Annotated in this window: 15 protein-coding genes; 12 read left to right on the top strand and 3 right to left on the bottom strand. The window is 40.2% G+C overall.

What is annotated here, in order from left to right; all coding sequences use genetic code 11:
• Positions 1–2 precede the first annotated feature (2 nt).
• The 11 genes from AC58DT_RS04355 to AC58DT_RS04305 all read left to right on the top strand — a co-directional run bounded on the left by AC58DT_RS04355 (position 3) and on the right by AC58DT_RS04305 (position 14,956).
• Complete coding sequence (locus tag AC58DT_RS04355) at positions 3–329, top strand: DMT family transporter (protein ID WP_497215603.1); 327 nt, start codon at positions 3–5, stop codon at positions 327–329.
• 77 nt (positions 330–406) lie between these two features.
• A complete protein-coding gene (locus tag AC58DT_RS04350) occupies positions 407–928 on the top strand; it encodes a DUF488 domain-containing protein (RefSeq protein ID WP_497215602.1) in 522 nt (173 codons plus the stop codon).
• A gap of 214 nt (positions 929–1,142) precedes the next feature.
• Positions 1,143–1,583 (top strand): MarR family winged helix-turn-helix transcriptional regulator, encoded by a 441-nt coding sequence (locus AC58DT_RS04345; RefSeq protein ID WP_497215601.1) that lies wholly within the window; start codon positions 1,143–1,145, stop codon positions 1,581–1,583.
• Positions 1,584–1,660: 77 nt separating this feature from the next.
• On the top strand, positions 1,661–4,069 hold the full coding sequence (locus AC58DT_RS04340; RefSeq protein WP_497215600.1) for a 3-hydroxyacyl-CoA dehydrogenase/enoyl-CoA hydratase family protein: 2,409 nt from the start codon (positions 1,661–1,663) through the stop codon (positions 4,067–4,069).
• A gap of 48 nt (positions 4,070–4,117) precedes the next feature.
• Positions 4,118–4,480 (top strand): four helix bundle protein, encoded by a 363-nt coding sequence (locus AC58DT_RS04335; RefSeq protein WP_497215599.1) that lies wholly within the window; start codon positions 4,118–4,120, stop codon positions 4,478–4,480.
• Positions 4,481–4,546: 66 nt separating this feature from the next.
• The gene (locus AC58DT_RS04330) at positions 4,547–5,743 is read left to right on the top strand and encodes an acetyl-CoA C-acyltransferase (protein WP_497215598.1); all 1,197 of its coding nucleotides are present in this window, start codon (positions 4,547–4,549) and stop codon (positions 5,741–5,743) included.
• A 23-nt stretch (positions 5,744–5,766) separates the two neighbouring features.
• Entirely contained in the window at positions 5,767–7,575 is a 1,809-nt protein-coding gene (locus tag AC58DT_RS04325; RefSeq protein ID WP_497215597.1) for an acyl-CoA dehydrogenase FadE, read from the top strand.
• 103 nt (positions 7,576–7,678) lie between these two features.
• The gene (locus AC58DT_RS04320; RefSeq protein WP_497215595.1) at positions 7,679–8,545 is read left to right on the top strand and encodes a TolB-like translocation protein; all 867 of its coding nucleotides are present in this window, start codon (positions 7,679–7,681) and stop codon (positions 8,543–8,545) included.
• A 77-nt stretch (positions 8,546–8,622) separates the two neighbouring features.
• Positions 8,623–9,954, top strand: coding sequence for a M28 family metallopeptidase (locus AC58DT_RS04315; protein ID WP_497215594.1), 1,332 nt, complete (start codon positions 8,623–8,625; stop codon positions 9,952–9,954).
• Positions 9,955–9,966: 12 nt separating this feature from the next.
• Positions 9,967–11,634: a M1 family metallopeptidase gene (locus AC58DT_RS04310; protein ID WP_497215593.1), complete on the top strand. Its 1,668-nt coding sequence runs from the start codon at positions 9,967–9,969 to the stop codon at positions 11,632–11,634.
• A gap of 28 nt (positions 11,635–11,662) precedes the next feature.
• Entirely contained in the window at positions 11,663–14,956 is a 3,294-nt protein-coding gene (locus tag AC58DT_RS04305; protein ID WP_497215592.1) for an amidohydrolase family protein, read from the top strand.
• Between the two features lie 49 nt (positions 14,957–15,005).
• Here AC58DT_RS04305 and AC58DT_RS04300 read toward each other — a convergent pair whose 3' ends face one another.
• Positions 15,006–15,638: a fasciclin domain-containing protein gene (locus tag AC58DT_RS04300; protein ID WP_497215591.1), complete on the bottom strand. Its 633-nt coding sequence runs from the start codon at positions 15,636–15,638 to the stop codon at positions 15,006–15,008.
• A gap of 208 nt (positions 15,639–15,846) precedes the next feature.
• Between AC58DT_RS04300 and AC58DT_RS04295 the strand changes: the two genes are divergently transcribed.
• On the top strand, positions 15,847–16,224 hold the full coding sequence (locus AC58DT_RS04295; RefSeq protein WP_497215590.1) for a LysM peptidoglycan-binding domain-containing protein: 378 nt from the start codon (positions 15,847–15,849) through the stop codon (positions 16,222–16,224).
• Between the two features lie 60 nt (positions 16,225–16,284).
• Here the strand turns inward: AC58DT_RS04295 and AC58DT_RS04290 are convergent, their stop codons facing one another.
• Both AC58DT_RS04290 and AC58DT_RS04285 read right to left on the bottom strand, forming a co-directional pair.
• Entirely contained in the window at positions 16,285–17,748 is a 1,464-nt protein-coding gene (locus AC58DT_RS04290; RefSeq protein WP_497215589.1) for a magnesium chelatase, read from the bottom strand.
• 109 nt (positions 17,749–17,857) lie between these two features.
• Complete coding sequence (locus AC58DT_RS04285) at positions 17,858–18,979, bottom strand: vWA domain-containing protein (RefSeq protein WP_497215588.1); 1,122 nt, start codon at positions 18,977–18,979, stop codon at positions 17,858–17,860.
• Positions 18,980–19,114: the final 135 nt, after the last annotated feature.

Raw genomic sequence — 19,114 nt, 5'->3', positions numbered from 1 at the left:
TCATGAATTGGCTCCTACTAATTATAGCCGGCCTATTTGAAGTGGCTTTCGCAGCCTGCTTAGGAAAAGTAAAAGAAACCTCCGGCCTCGATTCCAAATTGTGGTTTGGAGGTTTTTTGATCTGTCTTTTTATAAGTATGTTTCTGCTTATAAAAGCCACAAAAACGCTTCCCATCGGCACTGCTTATGCGGTGTGGACAGGTATTGGAGCCGTGGGCACGGTCTTGGTCGGGATTTTCTACTTCAACGAGCCCGCTACATTTTGGCGTGTGTTTTTCATTTCAACCCTTATTCTCTCCATAATCGGGCTAAAGTTTGTTGCCAATTAAAGTTCCGTTAAACTACTTTTTTCCTATGTAAGGACTTTCCAAAATTTTTATCTTTAAAAGAAAATCATCTTTTAACAATGAAAACGCTTTGGACCATAGGGCATTCTACGCGTTCCCTCGAGGAATTTTTAAAGCTGTTGCATTCCTGCAAGATTGAAACCCTCGTGGACGTTCGCCATTTTCCCGGCTCCCGAAAATTTCCGCAGTACAATAAAGACAATTTAAAGGTATCGCTTCCCGAAAACGATATTGAATACCTGCATCTCATAGATTTAGGTGGCCGCCGAAAACCAGAGCCAAATTCAAAAAACGACGCCTGGCGGCTCGATTCCTTTAAAGGATATGCAGATTATATGCAAACGGAACAGTTTCAACAATCCCTAAAAACTCTTAAGCAAGTCGCTTCAGAAAAATATACTGTAATTATGTGTGCAGAGGCAGTGTGGTGGAGTTGTCACCGCTCCTTAATTGCAGATATTTTAAAGGCTGAAGATTGGAAAGTGTTGCATATTATGTCAGAAAATTCAGCAACCGAACATCCATATACGGCCCCCGCAAAAATAGTGGACGGGAAGTTGGATTATTCTAAAAAGACGTGAGACGGTAAGACGTAGGACGTAAGACCATAAAATACTATTCGTGCTGTAATTTATAATAGTTGGAAGGACATGTTTCACATAAAGCCTACGTCTTACGTCAACCAGTCCTACGTCCTACGTCATAAAGTCCTAAGTCAAAAAAAACCCATTAATATATTATGCACGCATAATAAAATTTCGTATCTTTGGTAATCCATTTTTTCAAAGTCTTTTAATGAAGGAAAAAACAATAGATTACATACTTCGCTCCACTTGGATGAGCGTAACAAAAATGTATAATGAGGAAGCTGGAAAAAAAGGAAGCACCATGGCCACGGGCTTTGCACTTATAAGCATTGATCCCGAAGAAGGAACCCCTTCAACGGCACTTGGTCCAAAAATGGGAATGGAGGCAACCAGCCTTTCACGCACCTTGAAATCTATGGAACAAAAAGGATTGATTGAGCGAAAACCAAATCCTGAGGACGGCCGCGGGGTTTTGATTCACTTAACGCCTTTCGGAAAAGAGATGCGCGATTTTTCAAAAGGGGTGGTTTTCGGCTTTGATGAAGCGGTAAAAAAAAATGTCTCTGCCGAAGAACTGGAGATTTTCAAAAAGGTTGCAAACACAATCAACGAATTAATCAATTCAAAAAAAATATACGACTCTGAATAAAGAGTTAGGAATTAGGAATTAGGAAAATAGTTATAACCCAATTAACGAATAACTATTAACCAATAACTTTAAAAAATATGTCAAAAAGAAGAATTAACAAAGTAGCGGTAATCGGTTCCGGAATTATGGGAAGCGGCATAGCCTGCCATTTCGCCAATATTGGCGTGGAAGTGCTATTGCTCGATATTGTTCCGCGTGAGCTTAATGATGCCGAAAAGAAAAAAGGGCTTACCCTTGAAGACAAAGTGGTGCGAAACCGAATTGTAAACGACGATTTGCAAAAAGCCATAAAAAGCAATCCTGCCCCACTCTATCACAAGGATTTTGCAAAGCGGATTTCCACCGGAAATCTTGAAGATGATATTTCAAAAGTGAAAACTGCTGATTGGATTATTGAAGTTGTGGTAGAACGTTTGGATATTAAAAAACAAGTCTTTGAAAACCTTGCAAAACACAGAAAAGAAGGCACGCTCATTACCACAAACACCTCCGGAATTCCAATACATTTAATGAGTGAAGGCCATAGCGAGGATTTTCAGAAACACTTCTGCGGTACGCACTTTTTCAATCCGCCCCGCTATTTAAAACTTTTTGAAATCATTCCCGGGCCAAAAACCGCGCCCGAGGTAATCGACTTTTTAAGGGAATACGGCGAAAAATTCCTCGGAAAGACTTCCGTAGTCGCAAAAGATACGCCCGCATTTATAGGAAACAGAATCGGAATCTTCGGCATCCAAAGCCTTTTCCACCAAGTAAAGGAAATGGGCCTGACTGTTGAAGAAGTAGATAAACTTACCGGCCCGGTAATCGGCCGCCCAAAATCCGCAACCTTTAGAACCGTTGACGTTGTTGGTCTGGACACCTTAGTGCACGTGGCCAACGGAATCTATGAAAACGTGCCCGAAGATGAAGAGCACGAAACCTTTAAGCTCCCCAATTTCATCGATACAATGATGGAAAACAAATGGTTGGGAAGCAAGAGCGGACAAGGTTTTTATAAAAAGGTGAAAAATGACGATGGAAGTAGTGAAATCCTTTCGCTCGACCTCGATTCCATGGAATACCGAAAAAGCAAAAAAGCATCTTTCGGTACTTTGGAAAAGACCAAATCGGTCAATGTGGTAGCAGACCGTTTCCCGATTCTTATTGAAGGCGAAGACAAAGCAGGCGAATTTTACCGAAAGAATTTCGGAGCGATGTTCGCATACGTTTCCAAAAGAATACCCGAAATAACCGACGAACTTTATAAGATTGATGACGCGATGAAGGCCGGTTTCGGTTGGGAAAATGGCCCGTTCGAAATTTGGGATGCCGTTGGCGTGGAAAAAGGAATTGAATTAATAAAGGAGCTAGGAAGAGAACCAGCCCCGTGGGTAAATGAAATGCTCGAAAACGGCGTGGACAGCTTTTACGAAGTGCGCGAAGGCAATACCTATTATTACAGTATTCCAGACAAAATACATAAAAAAATACCCGGACAGGATGCCTTTATCATTTTGGACAACATCCGCAAATCCAAGGAAGTTTGGAGTAACAAAGGTATTGTGGTTGAGGATTTAGGTGATGGTATTCTAAATGTGGAATTCCGAAGCAAAATGAACAGCATTGGCGGCGATGTACTTGCGGGTGTAAACAAAGCCATAGACCTCGCTGAAGCCAGCTTTGACGGTTTGGTAATTGCCAATCAAGGGAAAAACTTTTCCGTAGGTGCCAACATAGGCATGATTTTTATGATGGCAGTAGAGCAGGAATATGAAGAATTGAACGCTGCCGTAAAATATTTTCAGGATACAAGTATGCGAATTCGCTACTCCTCCATCCCTGTTGTGGTTGCACCACGCGGAATGACTTTGGGCGGTGGCTGCGAGTTTACACTTCACGCAGACCGTGTGGTTGCAGCAGCCGAAAGTTACATAGGTTTGGTGGAATTCGGTGTTGGGGTAATTCCCGGCGGTGGCGGTTCCAAGGAAATGGCGCTTCGCGCAAGCGATACTTTTCAAAAAGATGATGTGGAATTGAACAGGCTTCAGGATTATTTCTTGACCATAGGAATGGCAAAAGTTTCCACTTCGGCCTATGAAGCTTACGATACTGGAATTCTTCAAAAAGGAAAAGATATAGTAATCGTGAACGAAGCAAGACAAATTGCAGCTGCAAAAGCTGTTGCACGTTTTATGGCGGATCAAGGCTATACAAAACCTATTCCGAGAACAGATGTAAAGGTACTTGGAAAACAAGCTTTGGGAATGTTCCTTGTTGGGACCGACCAAATGGTTGCGGGTAATTATATCAGCGAGCACGATAAGAAAATCGCCAACAAGCTAGCCTACGTTATGGCAGGTGGAGATTTGAGCGAAGCAAGCTACGTAAGCGAACAATATTTACTTGACCTTGAAAGAGAAGCATTCCTAAGTTTGACGGGGGAACGAAAAACTTTGGAAAGACTTCAACATATGATACAGAAAGGGAAACCCCTACGTAACTAAAAACGACATAAGACTTTAGGACATAAGACGTAGGACTAAAAATAATATATGGCAGCAAGACATAATTTTAGAAAACTTAACATTTGGAAAGAGGGAATTGAAATAGCAAAAGAAACATATGCTATCACTCAAATGTTTCCAAAATCCGAAACATATGGATTATCCAACCAAATGCAACGCTGTGCTGTCTCTATTGCTTCAAACATTTCCGAAGGTACTGCCAAAGGAACTAACAAGCATTTTCTTCAATATCTGGAAAATGCTCTGGGCTCCTCATACGAATGGGAAACCCAGTTGATTATATCGTATGAAGTTGGGTATATTTCCGAAGACACTTTTAAAAATTTAGAAACTAAAATACAGACAATCCAAGGAATGATTACCCGCTTTATGGAAAGTCTTTCAATTTAATATTTATTTTAACGGTATAGTCTTATGTCATAAGTCTTACCGTCATAAGTCAAAAAAAAAATCATTATGAAACAAAGAACTGCATATATTGTTAAGGCATACAGAACTGCGGTGGGAAAAGCACCTCGCGGAGTATTCCGTTTCAAACGTCCAGACGAATTGGCTGCGGAAACCATTAAATATATTATGGACGAATTGCCGCAACTCGACAAAAAACGAATTGACGACGTAATTGTAGGCAACGCAATGCCAGAAGCCGAACAAGGCCTTAATATGGGTCGCTTGATTTCGCTAATGGGATTGGATATTGTTGATATTCCCGGGATGACGGTAAACCGTTATTGCGCTTCGGGATTGGAAACTATCTCCATTGCTGCTGCAAAAATTCAAACCGGAATGGCAGATTGCATTATCGCTGGTGGCGCGGAAAGTATGAGTTATATTCCAATGGGTGGTTACAAACCGGTTCCAGATTATAAATTGGCAAAGGAAGGTCACGAAGATTATTACTGGAATATGGGTTTAACGGCTGAAGCAGTCGCTAAAAAATACAACGTTTCCCGCGAAGACCAAGATGAGTTTGCCTACACAAGTCAGATGCGCGCTTTAAAGGCACAGGATGAAGATCGTTTTCAGGATCAAATAGTTCCCATTGAAGTGGAGTACACTTTTGTGAATGATGCTGGAAAAAAAGTAACCGAAAAATATACTGTTAACAAAGACGAAGGTCCACGAAAAGGAACGAATGTTGAAGCACTTTCAAAACTTCGTCCCGTTTTTGCCCAGGGCGGAAGTGTTACTGCCGGAAACTCTTCACAAATGAGTGATGGTGCAGCTTTCGCAGTAATTATGAGCGAAGAAATGGTGAAGGAATTAAACCTAGAGCCCATCGCCAGATTGGTAAGCTTTGCAGCCGTTGGCGTAGAACCGAGCATTATGGGAATTGGCCCTGTTTACGCAATTCCAAAAGCATTGAAACAAGCTGGATTGAAGCAAGATCAAATGGAACTTATAGAATTGAACGAAGCCTTTGCCTCACAATCTTTAGCAGTTATCCGCGAACTTGGTTTGGATAAAGAAAAAGTAAATGTGAACGGCGGTGCAATCGCATTGGGCCACCCACTGGGCTGTACTGGAGCAAAACTTTCCGTGCAACTTTTTGATGAAATGCGCAAACGAAACCTACAAGGAAAATATGGAATGGTAACTATGTGTGTAGGAACCGGACAAGGCGCTGCGGGGGTTTATGAATTTTTGAAATAATAACTTAACAAAATTATAGAGTAATGGAAACTGAAACAAAAAATAACGAATTGCTTCGCGGCGGACAATTTCTTGTAAAGAAAACTAAAGCTGAAGACGTCTTCACCCCAGAAGATTTTTCCGAAGAGCAAAAAATGATGCGCGATTCCGTGAAGGAATTTGTTGACCGAGAAATTTGGCCGAAAAAAGAAGAATTCGAACATAAAAACTATGCACTTACAGAAGAAATAATGCGCAAAGCTGGCGAAATGGGCTTGCTTGGCGTTGCCGTTCCCGAAGAGTATGGCGGACTGGGCATGGGCTTTGTAACCACAATGCTTGTTTGCGATTACATTTCAGGTGCAACTGGTTCTGTGGCTACCGCTTTTGGTGCGCACACAGGTATTGGAACATTACCAATAACACTTTACGGAACAGAGGAACAAAAGAAAAAGTACGTTCCAAAACTCGCCACTGGCGAATGGTTTGGAGCTTACGCTTTAACTGAACCGGGAGCAGGAAGTGACGCTAACAGCGGAAAGACAAAAGCCGTACTTTCTGAAGACGGAAAATATTACAAAATCAGCGGGCAGAAAATGTGGATTTCAAATTCAGGTTTCTGCCATACAATGATTGTTTTTGCACGTATTGAAGATGATAAATACATCACTGGCTTTATTGTTGAAAACGACCCCGAAAACGGGATTTCAATGGGTGAGGAAGAAAAGAAGCTAGGAATCCACTCCTCCTCTACCCGTCAGGTTTTCTTCAGTGACACAAAAGTTCCAGTTGAAAATATGTTGGGCGAGCGCGGCGAAGGTTTCAAAATTGCGATGAACGCTTTGAACGTAGGGCGAATAAAACTTGCTGCTGCAAGTCTTGATGCGCAACGTCGCGTAATTGCAAATGCAGTTCAATATGCAAATGAGCGAATCCAGTTTAATGTGCCTATTTCTTCCTTTGGCGCAATAAAACTAAAACTTGCCGAAATGGCTACCAGCGCCTATGTGGGTGAAAGTGCCAGCTACCGTGCTGGAAAAAATATTGAGGATAGAATTGCACTTCGTGTAAAAGCTGGTAATTCTCACCAAGAAGCAGAATTGAAAGGTGTGGAGGAATACGCAATTGAATGTTCCATCTTGAAAGTTGCCGTTTCTGAAGACATACAAAACTGCAGCGATGAAGGAATACAAATTTACGGCGGAATGGGTTACAGCGCAGATACCCCAATGGAATCTGCTTGGCGTGATGCCCGTATTGCACGTATATACGAGGGTACAAACGAAATCAATCGAATGTTGGCCGTTGGAATGTTAGTGAAAAAAGCAATGAAGGGGCACGTAGATCTTTTGAATCCTGCGCAAGCCGTAGCTTCAGAATTGATGGGAATCCCTTCTTTTGAAACGCCAGATTTTTCTGAATTGCTTTCTGAAGAAAAAGCAATGATTGCAAAACTGAAAAAAGTGTTTTTAATGGTAGCCGGAAGCGCAGTCCAAAAATACGGAACCGAACTTGAAGAGCATCAGCAAACGCTAATGGCAGCGGCAGATATTTTGATTGAAATCTACATGGCCGAAAGTGCCATTTTACGTACCGAAAAGAACGCCAAGCGTTTCGGCAAGGATTCGCAAAAAGAACAAATTGCAATGTCGCAGTTATATCTTTATCACGCAGTAGATATTATTACCGTGAAAGCTAAAGAAGCAATTCTTTCCTTTGCTGAAGGTGATGAACAACGTGCGATGTTGATGGGCCTTAAACGATTCACAAAATACCAAAACATGCCAAACATTGGCGAATTAAGAAGAACGATTGCCCATAAAGTTATTTCGGAAAACAACTATCCGTTTTAAATCAATTAATAAATTATTCTTAAAACCGCTTCAGAAATGATGCGGTTTTATTTTTAGCAGTATTTTGGTTCGAAGTTTGCTATTTTTAAAAAAACAATTTATAATGAAGAAGTTCCTTTTCCTATCAATCATATTCACTACTTATCTCACTTTCGCACAAACCAATACTGAAGTCTATGTTTTTGATATTCGTCCAGCTTATGAAGGGCTGGAATTGTTAAATATCCAAAACATTTCAAACAACAAAGGTTACAACAACCAACCTTCTTTCATCGCTAATGAAACCCTTGTTTTTGCAGGAAATAATGAAGGTCAAACCGATATTTCAGAATATAGCCTGAATACCAAATCACAAAAATGGTTCAATCAAAAAACTGAGGGCGGCGAATATTCTCCTCAAAAATTTCCCACTAGTACTGATGTTGCAGCTGTTCGGCTTGATAAAGATGGTTTGCAAAGGTTGTATAAGTATAATTCACAAACAGGAGAACCCACTGAATTAATCAAAGATTTACAAATAGCATATTTTGCTTTTTACAATTATGAAAAAATACTTGCAACAGTATTGGACAGCGACAAAATGAATTTGGTGCTGATAGATTTGCAATCAAAAAAAACAGACACATTGTTTTATAATGCAGGACGTTCCCTTCAAAAAGTCCCAAAAACCAATTCAATGAGTTATTCTTTGGTTAACGAAGAAGGAAATCTAGACCTTTACCTATTGGATATGAATTCCTATGAAAACTTTTTTGTAACCCAATTGCCTATCGGCATTCAGGATTATGTTTGGATAAACGATACTCAAATTTTAGTTGGAAGCGGAAACAAACTCTATATGTACGATACGTTAGGCGAGTCGGAATGGACACGCGTTGCCTCCCTTGAGGATTATAGCTTAAAGAATATTACCCGTATGGCCATCAGCCCAAATGGCAAGAAGCTCGCTATAGTGACTGAATCCAAATAGATACATTTTTACATTCTCTAAAAGTTTTAGTAGGTTCTTCGTTCTTTTTGGTATTTTTAAACAAAATTACTTTCCCTATGAAAAGTTTTGTTTTCTTCATTATAGTTTGTTTTACCTTTTCATCCTTTTCACAGACCGAGCAAAGAATTTACGACATAATAAACGCTGTTTCTTCTGAAAGGATTAAGGCAGATATCACCACGCTTGCAAATTTCGGCACTCGAAATACATTTAGTGATACAATTAGCAACACTCGCGGAATTGGTGCAGCAAGACGATGGATTAAAGATGAATTTGAAACAATTTCAAAAGATTGCAACAATTGTCTTGATGTCTTCTATCAAAAAGATTTCGTAAAAGCCGAAGGGAACGACCGCGTTCCCCAAGATACTTGGATTGTAAACGTGGCTGCTGTGCAAAAAGGAACAAAATACCCCAATCGTTACATCATTATGAGCGGCGATATCGATTCCCGAAACAGCGACGGCAGCGATTTTACCAAAGATGCGCCCGGCGCCAATGACAACGCCAGTGGCATGGCTGGAGCTATTGAAGCAGCACGCGTGCTTTCAAAATATAAATTTGAAAGCAGTATCGTTTATTTGGGGTTGAGCGGTGAAGAACAAGGGCTTTTCGGTGGAAAAGGTTTCGCTGACTATGCCAAAACACAGGGTTGGGATATCATCGGCGTTTTAAATAACGATATGATTGGCAACATTGAAGGTGTTAATGGCGTAATCAGCAATCGCGACTTTAGGATTTTCAGTGAACCCGTCCCTCCAACCGAAACAGATCGAGAACGCCAAATGCGACGTTTTTACGGTGGCGAGGTTGATGGAATTTCCCGTCAACTTGCCCGTTACGTTTTTAAAACTACGCAGACATATATGCCGGAAATGAACCCAATGATGGTTTACCGTTTGGATCGTTTTGGTCGCGGTGGCCACCATCGGCCCTTTAACGATTTGGGCTGGGCGGGAATCAGAATTATGGAGGCACACGAAAATTACAACCAACAACATCAAGACATTCGCACCGAAAACGGCATTGAATATGGCGATAAGTTAAAATTCGTAAACTTTGGTTATGCCACAAAGCTTACTGCTGTGAACGCCATAACTATGGCCAGTCTTGCCTGGGCGCCCCCAGCACCGAACAATGTAGCCATTGGGGGTATTGTTGAACCATCAGCAAAATTGAAGTGGGACAAAGTAGATGGAGCAACCGGTTATAAAATTTACTGGAGAGACACAACCTCGCCCACTTGGGATTACAGCCGTTATGTGGGCGATGTTTCAGAATTTACCTTGGACGGAATAGTGATTGACAATTACTTTTTTGGGGTTGCAGCTGTGGGAAAAGATGGCTTTGAAAGTGTTGTCGTATTTCCAAATTCAGTATTTAGATAATAATTAAGCAATATGATTACATCAAAAAATCAAAACATTATTCCCCCTTTGAAAGGGGTTAAGGGGATATTTTTCCTCACAATTTTATTTTTATTTAATACTGTAACAGCACAAAAATTCACCCGTGCTGATACGCTCATAGGAAGCACCACCCCTGAACGCGTTTGGTGGGATGTTACCCATTACGATTTAAAGGTAAAAGTGAATCCTTCCGAAAAAACCATTGAGGGCAGTAATACAATCTCCTATAAAGTTTTAAAACCAAATGATGTAATGCAGATAGACCTGCAAGCCCCAATGAAAATTGACAAAATACTTCAGGACGGCAAAGAAATCACGTACACTTCCGAAGGAAATGCTCATTTTTTAAAACTTCAGAAAAAACAAAAACGGGGAAAGGAAAACAAAATAACAATCCATTTTTCAGGAAAACCCATTGAAGCAGTTCGCCCGCCTTGGGATGGAGGCTTCACTTGGGCCAAGGACAGCAACGGCAAGCATTTTATTGCAACTTCCAACCAAGGTATTGGCTCCAGTGTTTGGTGGCCTTTAAAGGACCACCCTTCCGAAGAACCCGATAACGGTATTACCATAGCCGTTACCACCCCAAAAGATTTGATGGATGTGAGCAATGGAAGGTTGAAAAAAGTTATTGAGAACAAAGATTCAAAAACTTGGGTTTGGGAAGTAATAAACCCAATAAATGCTTACGGAGTAGACATAAACATTGGCGATTATGTACATTGGGGTGAAAAATACAATGGGGAAAAAGGAATTTTAAATATGGATTATTATGTACTTCGAGAAAATGAAGAAAATGCAAAAGAACAATTTAAACAAGCACCAAAAATGATGGAAGCCTTTGAGCATTGGTTTGGCCCCTACCCTTTTTACGAAGACGGTTACAAACTCGTGGAGGTTCCTTATTTGGGAATGGAACACCAGAGTAGCGTGACCTATGGCAACAAATTTCAAAATGGTTACTTGGGTCGTGATTTGTCCGGTTCAGGTTGGGGACTGAAGTTTGATTTTATAATCATCCACGAAAGCGGTCACGAGTGGTTTGCAAATAACATTACGAATAAAGATGTGGCAGATATGTGGATCCACGAAGGGTTTACTGCCTATTCAGAGAATCTTTTTCTGGATTATTTCTTCGGAAAGGAAGCTTCAGCAGAATATGTAATTGGCACCAGAGATAATATTTTAAACGATCGCCCCATCATTGGAATTTACAATGTGGACCATCCAGGAAGCGGCGATATGTATTACAAAGGCGCAAACATACTTCACACTTTAAGACAACTTATTGAGAATGATGAAAAATGGCGAAGTATTCTGCGTGGATTGAATAAAGAGTTTTACCATCAAACTGTTACCACAAAGCAAGTTGAGGGATATATTTCAAAAGAAAGCGGGATAGATCTTACTCAATTTTTTGACCAATACTTGCGGACCATCATGATTCCAAAAGTGGAATATACCATTGATGGAAAAAATCTAAAATTTCGATATGTAAATATTATTGAAAATTTTGATATGCCCGTAATAGCCTTGGTTAACGGAAAAGAGGAATGGATTTTTCCAACTTCGGAATGGAAAACGAAAACTTTTGCTTCGCCTATGGAAAATTTTCAGATTAAAAAGGATTTTTATGTGAATTCTGAAAATCTTGAATAACAATTTTTACACCCTTTAATTAAAAAAAATGAAGAAATTATTCCCCACGCTCCTACTATGTGCTCTTAGCTTAACACTCACGGCACAGAAAAAAAATAAAAAAGACAAGGAAAAGGAAGACCCAAAATGGGAGGTTGCAAATCCAGGAGAGGATTTCAACTATAAAACCCATTCCTTTACTACAGATGAAGGCACTTGGATGAACCTGGACGTAAGTCCCGATGGAAAAACTATTGTGTTCGACCTGCTGGGCGATATCTACACTTTGCCAATTTCGGGAGGAACCGCCAAAGCAATCAGAACGGGAATTCCTTTTGAAATCCAACCCAGATTCAGCCCCGACGGCACAAAAATTTCGTTTACCAGCGATGCTGGCGGCGGCGATAATATTTGGGTGATGAATGCCGATGGAAGCGATGCAAAACAAGTTACCAAGGAAGATTTCCGCCTGTTGAACAATGCCGTGTGGAGTGCGGGCGGCAATTATTTAATTGCACGCAAACATTTCACTTCGAGCAGAAGTCTGGGCGCAGGCGAAATGTGGCAATACCACAAATCGGGCGGGACGGGCTTACAACTCACAAAACGAAAAAACGACCAGCAGGACGTAAACGAACCTTTTGTTTCCCCTGATGGAAAATATCTTTATTACAGTGAGGATATGTATCCGGGCGGCTATTTTCAATACAACAAAGACCCCAACGATCAAATTTATGCAATAAAACGATATGAATTTGAAACTGGAAAAACCGAAACCATTACAGGTGGACCCGGTGGTGCTGCACGACCCACAATTTCAAGTGATGGTAAAAAATTAGCTTTCGTAAAAAGAGTACGTACCAAAAGTGTGCTTTACATCCAAGATTTGGAAACAGGGCAAGAATGGCCTATTTACGATCAATTGAACAAAGACCAACAGGAAGCTTGGGCGCTTTTTGGTGTTTATCCAAATTTTAGTTGGATGCCAAACAACAACGAAATCGTTTTTTGGAGTGGTGGAAAAATCAACAAAATTGATGTGAATTCCCTAGCAGTGACCAATATTCCCTTTACGGCAAACGTAAAGATAGATTTAGCGGAAACAGTTCACTTCAATAATAAAATTGAGACTGAAACTTTTACTCCAAAAATGATCCGTCACACCGTAACTTCGCCAAATGGGGAATTTATTGTTTTCAGTGCTTTGGGCCATTTATATAAGAAAACTTTGCCCAATGGCGAACCCCAAAGACTTACAAGTAGTACCGATTTTGAGTTTGAACCTTCCTTTTCACCAAACGGTTCCGAAATAATATATGTAACCTGGAACGATGCCGAAAAAGGAGCGATTTATAAAATTTCCGCAAACGGTGGGATTCCGGTGAAATTAACTTCAAAAAAAGGAATTTACCGAACCCCTTCCTACTCGCAAAATGGAGCATTTATTACCTTCAGAAAAGAAAAAGGAAACACCGACCAAGGTTTTACTTTTACGAAAAACGATGGCATTTATGTAATGAATTCCGATGGAAGCAATGAAAAATTTGTAGTAGATAAGGGCGAATACCCTATGTTCAGCAAAGACGGAAAACGGATTTTTCTGCAGACCGGTGGAACCTATTTTGGAGATATCGAAAAAAAACTAATCAGTGTTAACCTTGAAGGCAACGATGAAAAAATCCACCTAACTTCAAAGTATGCAAATAGATTAATACCCAGCCCAAACAACGAGTGGATTGCTTTTACAAACCTCCATAAATTGTATGTTGCCCCTTTGGTGCTGAACGGTCACACTATTGACTTGGATGACAAAACTAAGGCCCTGCCCGTTTCGCAACTTGCGAAGGATGCTGGTATAAACATTCATTGGTCGTCGAACAGCCAAAAAGTGATGTGGACCTTGGGCGATGAATATTTCAGTAACGAATTGAAGAACAGGTTTACGTTTTTAGAAGGCTCTCCGGAAGAAGTGCCGGAAATAACTTTAACCGGAACAAAAATCGGTCTGCAAGCCCCGATGGATAAACCCAGCGGAAGGATTGCTTTCACAAATGCCCAAATTATTACGATGGAAAACGATGAAGTAATTGAAAATGGAACCATTGTTATTCACGAAAATAAAATAGAGGCCATTGGCGCAACCGATAAAGTTTCCGTTCCCTCTGGCACAAAAGTTTACTCTGCAGAAGGAAAAACCATCATGCCCGGCATGGTTGATGCGCATGCCCACGTGGGCGCTTTCCGCTATGGTTTGCCCACGCAGCAATATTGGCCTTTTATGGCAAATTTGGCTTTCGGGGTAACTACTTCGCACGATCCTTCGGCTAATACTGAAACGGTATTTACCCTTTCTGAACTTCAAAAAAGCGGGCAATTGGTTGGACCGCGATTGTTTTCAACAGGCTTCATTCTCTATGGCGCCGATGGTGATTTTAAGGCAGTTATCAATAGTTTGGAAGATGCCCGCAGCAGTATTCGCCGTACCAAAGCCTTTGGGGCAAAAAGCGTAAAAAGCTATAACCAGCCCCGCCGCGACCAGCGCCAACAAGTATTGCAGGCAGCTCGCGAGATGGGTATAAATGTGGTGCCAGAGGGTGGTTCCACTTTTTATCACAACATAACTCAGGTTATCGATGGCCACACAGGGGTTGAGCATAATATTCCCGTGGCACCAGTTTATAAAGATATACTTGAAGTTTGGGGCAAAAGCGGAACAGGCTATACCCCTACGCTGATTGTTAATTACGGTGGAATGAACGGCGAATTTTATTATTACGAACGCGACAATGTTTGGGAAAATGAAAAATTGTTGACCTTCACGCCGCGTAATATTGTGGACAGCCGATCGCGCCACAGAATTAAGTCACCCCAAGACGAATACGAAAATGGCCACATATTGGTTTCCGAAACTGCAAAAACTTTGAGCAATGCAGGCGTAAAAGTAAATATGGGTGCTCATGGTCAATTACAAGGTCTGGGCGCACATTGGGAAACCTGGATGCTACAACAGGGTGGCATGAGCAATTTAGAAGCCTTAAAAGCTGCCACTATTAATTCTGCGGAATATATAGGGGCCGGTGAAGATATTGGTTCGCTCAAGGTAGGAAAACTTGCCGATTTAATCGTGCTGGATAAAAACCCATTGGAAGATATTGAAAACACCGAATCCATAAAAATGGTGATGGTAAACGGTAGATTATACGATGCGGAAACCATGAACGAAATTGGTAACCATTCTAAAGAGCGTCTACCCTTTTTCTGGGAGATGGACAAATACAACCAAGCTTTCCCTTGGCATCAAGAAACCCACGGGTTTATGGATGGTGGATGCAGTTGTCATTAATAAAAAAAGCCCCAAAACTGGGGCTTTTAAATTTACTTAAAATATTGAATTACATTTTTGGCATCAATACTTTATCCACAACGTGAACAACACCGTTTGATGCATCCATATCAGCACTTGTTACAGTGGCCATATTTCCTTTGGCATCTTTGATCATAACTTTTCCACCTTTTTCAGACAAAGTCAAAACTTCGCCATTAAGGGTAGTAACATCAAGTTTGTTATTGGCTTCTTTAATTTTAGCCAAAACATCAGGGGCATTCATTTTTCCTTGTAATACGTGATACTTCAATAAACCTTGAAGTTGCTCCTTATTTTCAGGCTTCATTAGGTTATCCAAAGTTGCTTTTGGAACTTTGTTAAAAGCTTCATTGGTAGGTGCAAATACTGTATACTCACCTTCTGATTTTAAAGTCTGTGCCAAATCTGCTGCCTGAAGTGCGCTAACCAAAGTTGACAAATCTGAATTGCCCATTGCTTTTGCAGCAATTGAGTTAGCTTCCATCTCTGCCATTCTCGCTTGGTTATCTGCCTCAACTTTCATCAAGGAATCTTTTTCGCGCTCCATACGCATCTGTTCTGCTTGTGCTTGCGCTTCAGCTTCTTTCTTTTTCGAGTCTTCACAGCTTGCAAAAAGCATTGTTACTACTGCAAGAGACATTACAATTGTTTTTAGTTTCATAATAGTTTTTGTTGATTTAATGTTTGCACCAAAGATATTTCAAGCGCAGGGAATTTTTTCACAATTCAGATTAATCTTTAGTTAAATTTTTTGTAAATTTTTTAGGATAATCTCAACAGACCATCCATATTACTAAAGTTTTGCTAATAAGGAAATTGAAAGCCATAAAATAGTATCTTTAGGGAAATTAACTTTAAAATTTTTTATAATGATTAAATCGAAGTATCAAAGCGTTTTGGATTTAGGTGAAAAACTAAACATCCAAAACGGTGATGTAAAAGAAGAAAATGGCCAATTAAAAGTTTGGGGAACAGCTAAAAATCAGTACGAAAAAAATCTTCTTTGGGATGAAATAAAACGTGTGGGAGGTGAAAACCCAACCGATATTATGGCTGATATTAAAGTTGCCGATACTTCTGTATTTGCCCACCATACTGTAAAAAGCGGAGAATCATTGAGTAAAATTGCAAAGCAATATTATGGCGATACCAATAAGTACCATGCTATTTATGAAGCTAATAAAGGAAAATTAAAATCTGCAGACCTTATTCATCCCGGTGATGAATTGGTAATTCCAAATATTTAAGAATCAGTTAAAGAAAGCCGTCACCATATATTTAAAGTGACGGCTTTTTTATTTGAAATTTTATAGTCCGCTGATATAACTTCCGTATAAATCTTTGAAATGCAAGCCATTTCCTATACTGAATTTGCTCAGTTTTTTGTTTTCCGCCAATGCCCAAAGAATTAACTCCTTTAAAAAGTAACCATCCTTTTTTGGTGTTTCTGGTTGGTATTTTTCTATTAATCGCTGCAACGGAATAATTCGGTCCAATTCATTTTTATATTCTTCATCAGTATAGGAATCCAGCAATTCAAAATCATTTTCCTCAAAAAACCAAGCAACCACTTCGGCATACGGATCTGGGTCATCATCCTTAGTGAGCTTTTCAATTTTTGGGAATTTCTCCTTAAAAATAGTATTTACAGCATCTGCAATCAATTGTTGTGCGACCTGCGAAACGCCTTCTTGTTCCCCTTCATAAACCAATTCTATCTTTCCGGTAATGGATGGAATTATACCCACAAAATCTCCCAAACGGACGCTGGTTTTTTCTTCACCGTTGTGCAAAGCTCTTCTTTCTGCAGTACTCAAAAGATTCTCAAAAGCAGTAATGCTTAATCGTGCGCTCACGCCACTTTTAGCATCAATGAAATCATTTTCACGGGCTTCAAAACTTATTTGTTCCAAAATATCTTTTGCCAAATCTGGCACATAAACGTTTGATTTTGTTTTGATCGCTTCTTCGGTTTCCTGTTCCGTTATAGTCCGCGCAGTAGTAATATCTTCAGGGTAATGTGTTAGAATTTGGGAACCAATTCTATCTTTTAGCGGTGTAACGATACTTCCTCGATTTGTGTAATCCTCAGGGTTTGCAGTGAAAACAAACTGAATATCCAACGGTAAACGCACTGCAAAACCTCGAATTTGAATATCGCCTTCCTGCAAAATATTAAAGAGCGCAACCTGTATTCTCGGTTGCAAATCGGGAAGTTCATTAATGACAAAAATGCAGCGGTTACTTCGAGGAATCATCCCAAAATGAATCACGCGGTCATCGGCATATGTCAATTTTAAATTTGCAGCTTTTATTGGGTCAACATCACCAATAATATCAGCTACCGTAACATCTGGAGTTGCAAGTTTTTCTGAAAAGCGATTGTTGCGGTGCAGCCAACTTATCGGGGTGTCATCGCCTTTTTCGTGCATCAAATTTTTGGCATAACGGGAAATTGGATTAAAAGGATCGTCATTAATCTCGCTACCCTCCACAACAGGAATGTATTCATCCAAAAGACCGACCATTTGGCGTGCCAATCGGGTTTTTGCTTGCCCGCGAAGCCCTAAAAGATTTATATTGTGTTTTGAAAGAATGGCGCGCTCCAATTCTGGAATTACGGTAAGTTCATATCCGTGAATGCCAACAAAGGGGGTTTCTTTCTTCATTATTTTTTGAAGTAGATTGCGGCGCAATTCTTCTTTGATTGACTTCGGTTCGTGACCTGATTTTTTAAGCTGTCCGAAGGTTTTTATTTTTTCTATTTCCATAATTTTTATTTCTAAATATTTTAACCACAGAGGGCACAATGTTTTTCACAAAGGACACAAAGAATATATTCCATTGATACTCGATTGCTCGCGATAAATCGCTAACCTACTATTTAATCCGCTTCCGGCGATTCGTTTCATAATCACTAAAAATCATTTCGCCCAAACCTTTCAAGCCTGTATAAAATGCCTTCCCTTGGTTGGCTGCCGTAAAATGCTCAATAAACTGCATTAAATACGGGTCTTCGGCAATCATAAAAGTGGTGATGGGGATGTGAAGTTTTCGCGCTTGCGAAGCCATTGCGTAGCATTTGTTCACAATATAACTGTCAAGGCCGTTGCTGTTTTTATAATACCGCCCGTCGGGTAGCCTTACACAGCTTGGTTTTCCGTCGGTTATCATAAAAATCTGTTTGTTGGTGTTCCGTTTTCTTCGCAATAAATCCATCGCCAACTCCAGCCCAGCCACGGTGTTGGTATGATAGGGACCAACATTCAAATACGGCAAATCCTTTATTTTAATGGGCCAAGCGTCATTTCCGAAGACCAAAATATCCAAGGTATCTTTTGGGTAGCGCGTGGTTATAAATTCGGAAAGCGCCATCGCCACTTTTTTTGCTGGCGTTATACGGTCTTCACCGTAAAGAATCATACTGTGGCTGATGTCTATCATCAAAACCGTGCTCATTTGGGTTTTGTACATGGTTTCCTCAACCACCAAATCGTTTTCAGAAAGTGTGAAATCTCCCAGACCATGATTTATCTGTGCATTTTTGAAACTTTCCGTCATCGAGATTTGTTCCAAGGAATCTCCATAGCGATAATCGCGAAATTCCCCCGCTTGCTCATCTCCCTTGCCCGTTTGTTTGGTTCGGTGGTTTCCTGCGCCGCTTTTTCGGAGCTTTCCGAAAATCTGTTCCAACGCTCGTTTTCGAAGTGCCCTCTCGGTTTTTTCGGTAATAGCCAAGCCATTTTTACCGTCCATTTTTATTTCTTCACGCAAATAACCTTTCTTTTTAAGGTCTTCCACAAAATCATCCAGCGTATAATCATCTGTTGTAAGATTATACTCTTCATCCAACTGTTTTAACCAGTCCATTGCTTCATCCACATCACCCGAAGTATGGGTAATAAGTTCTTGAAAGACTTCGAATAGTTTTTCAAATGGCGATTGGTCTTTGGGAGTGTGTTTCGTGAAGATAAATCCGCTCTTGGCTTCTTTCTTATTCATATTTTAAAATTAAAACAATCTTTGTTTATAAAAAAAGCCGAAACGTTAAACTACTACCAAAAAAAATAATTATTTAATATTTAGGTAATTGAAATATGAAAAACAAAATTCATTAGATTTGTTTTGAAAATCAAC

This window comes from Aequorivita sp. CRS11, assembly GCF_059693805.1.
The sequence above is the reverse complement of the archived record's forward strand: the minus strand, read 5'-3'. Positions and strand labels throughout refer to the sequence as shown.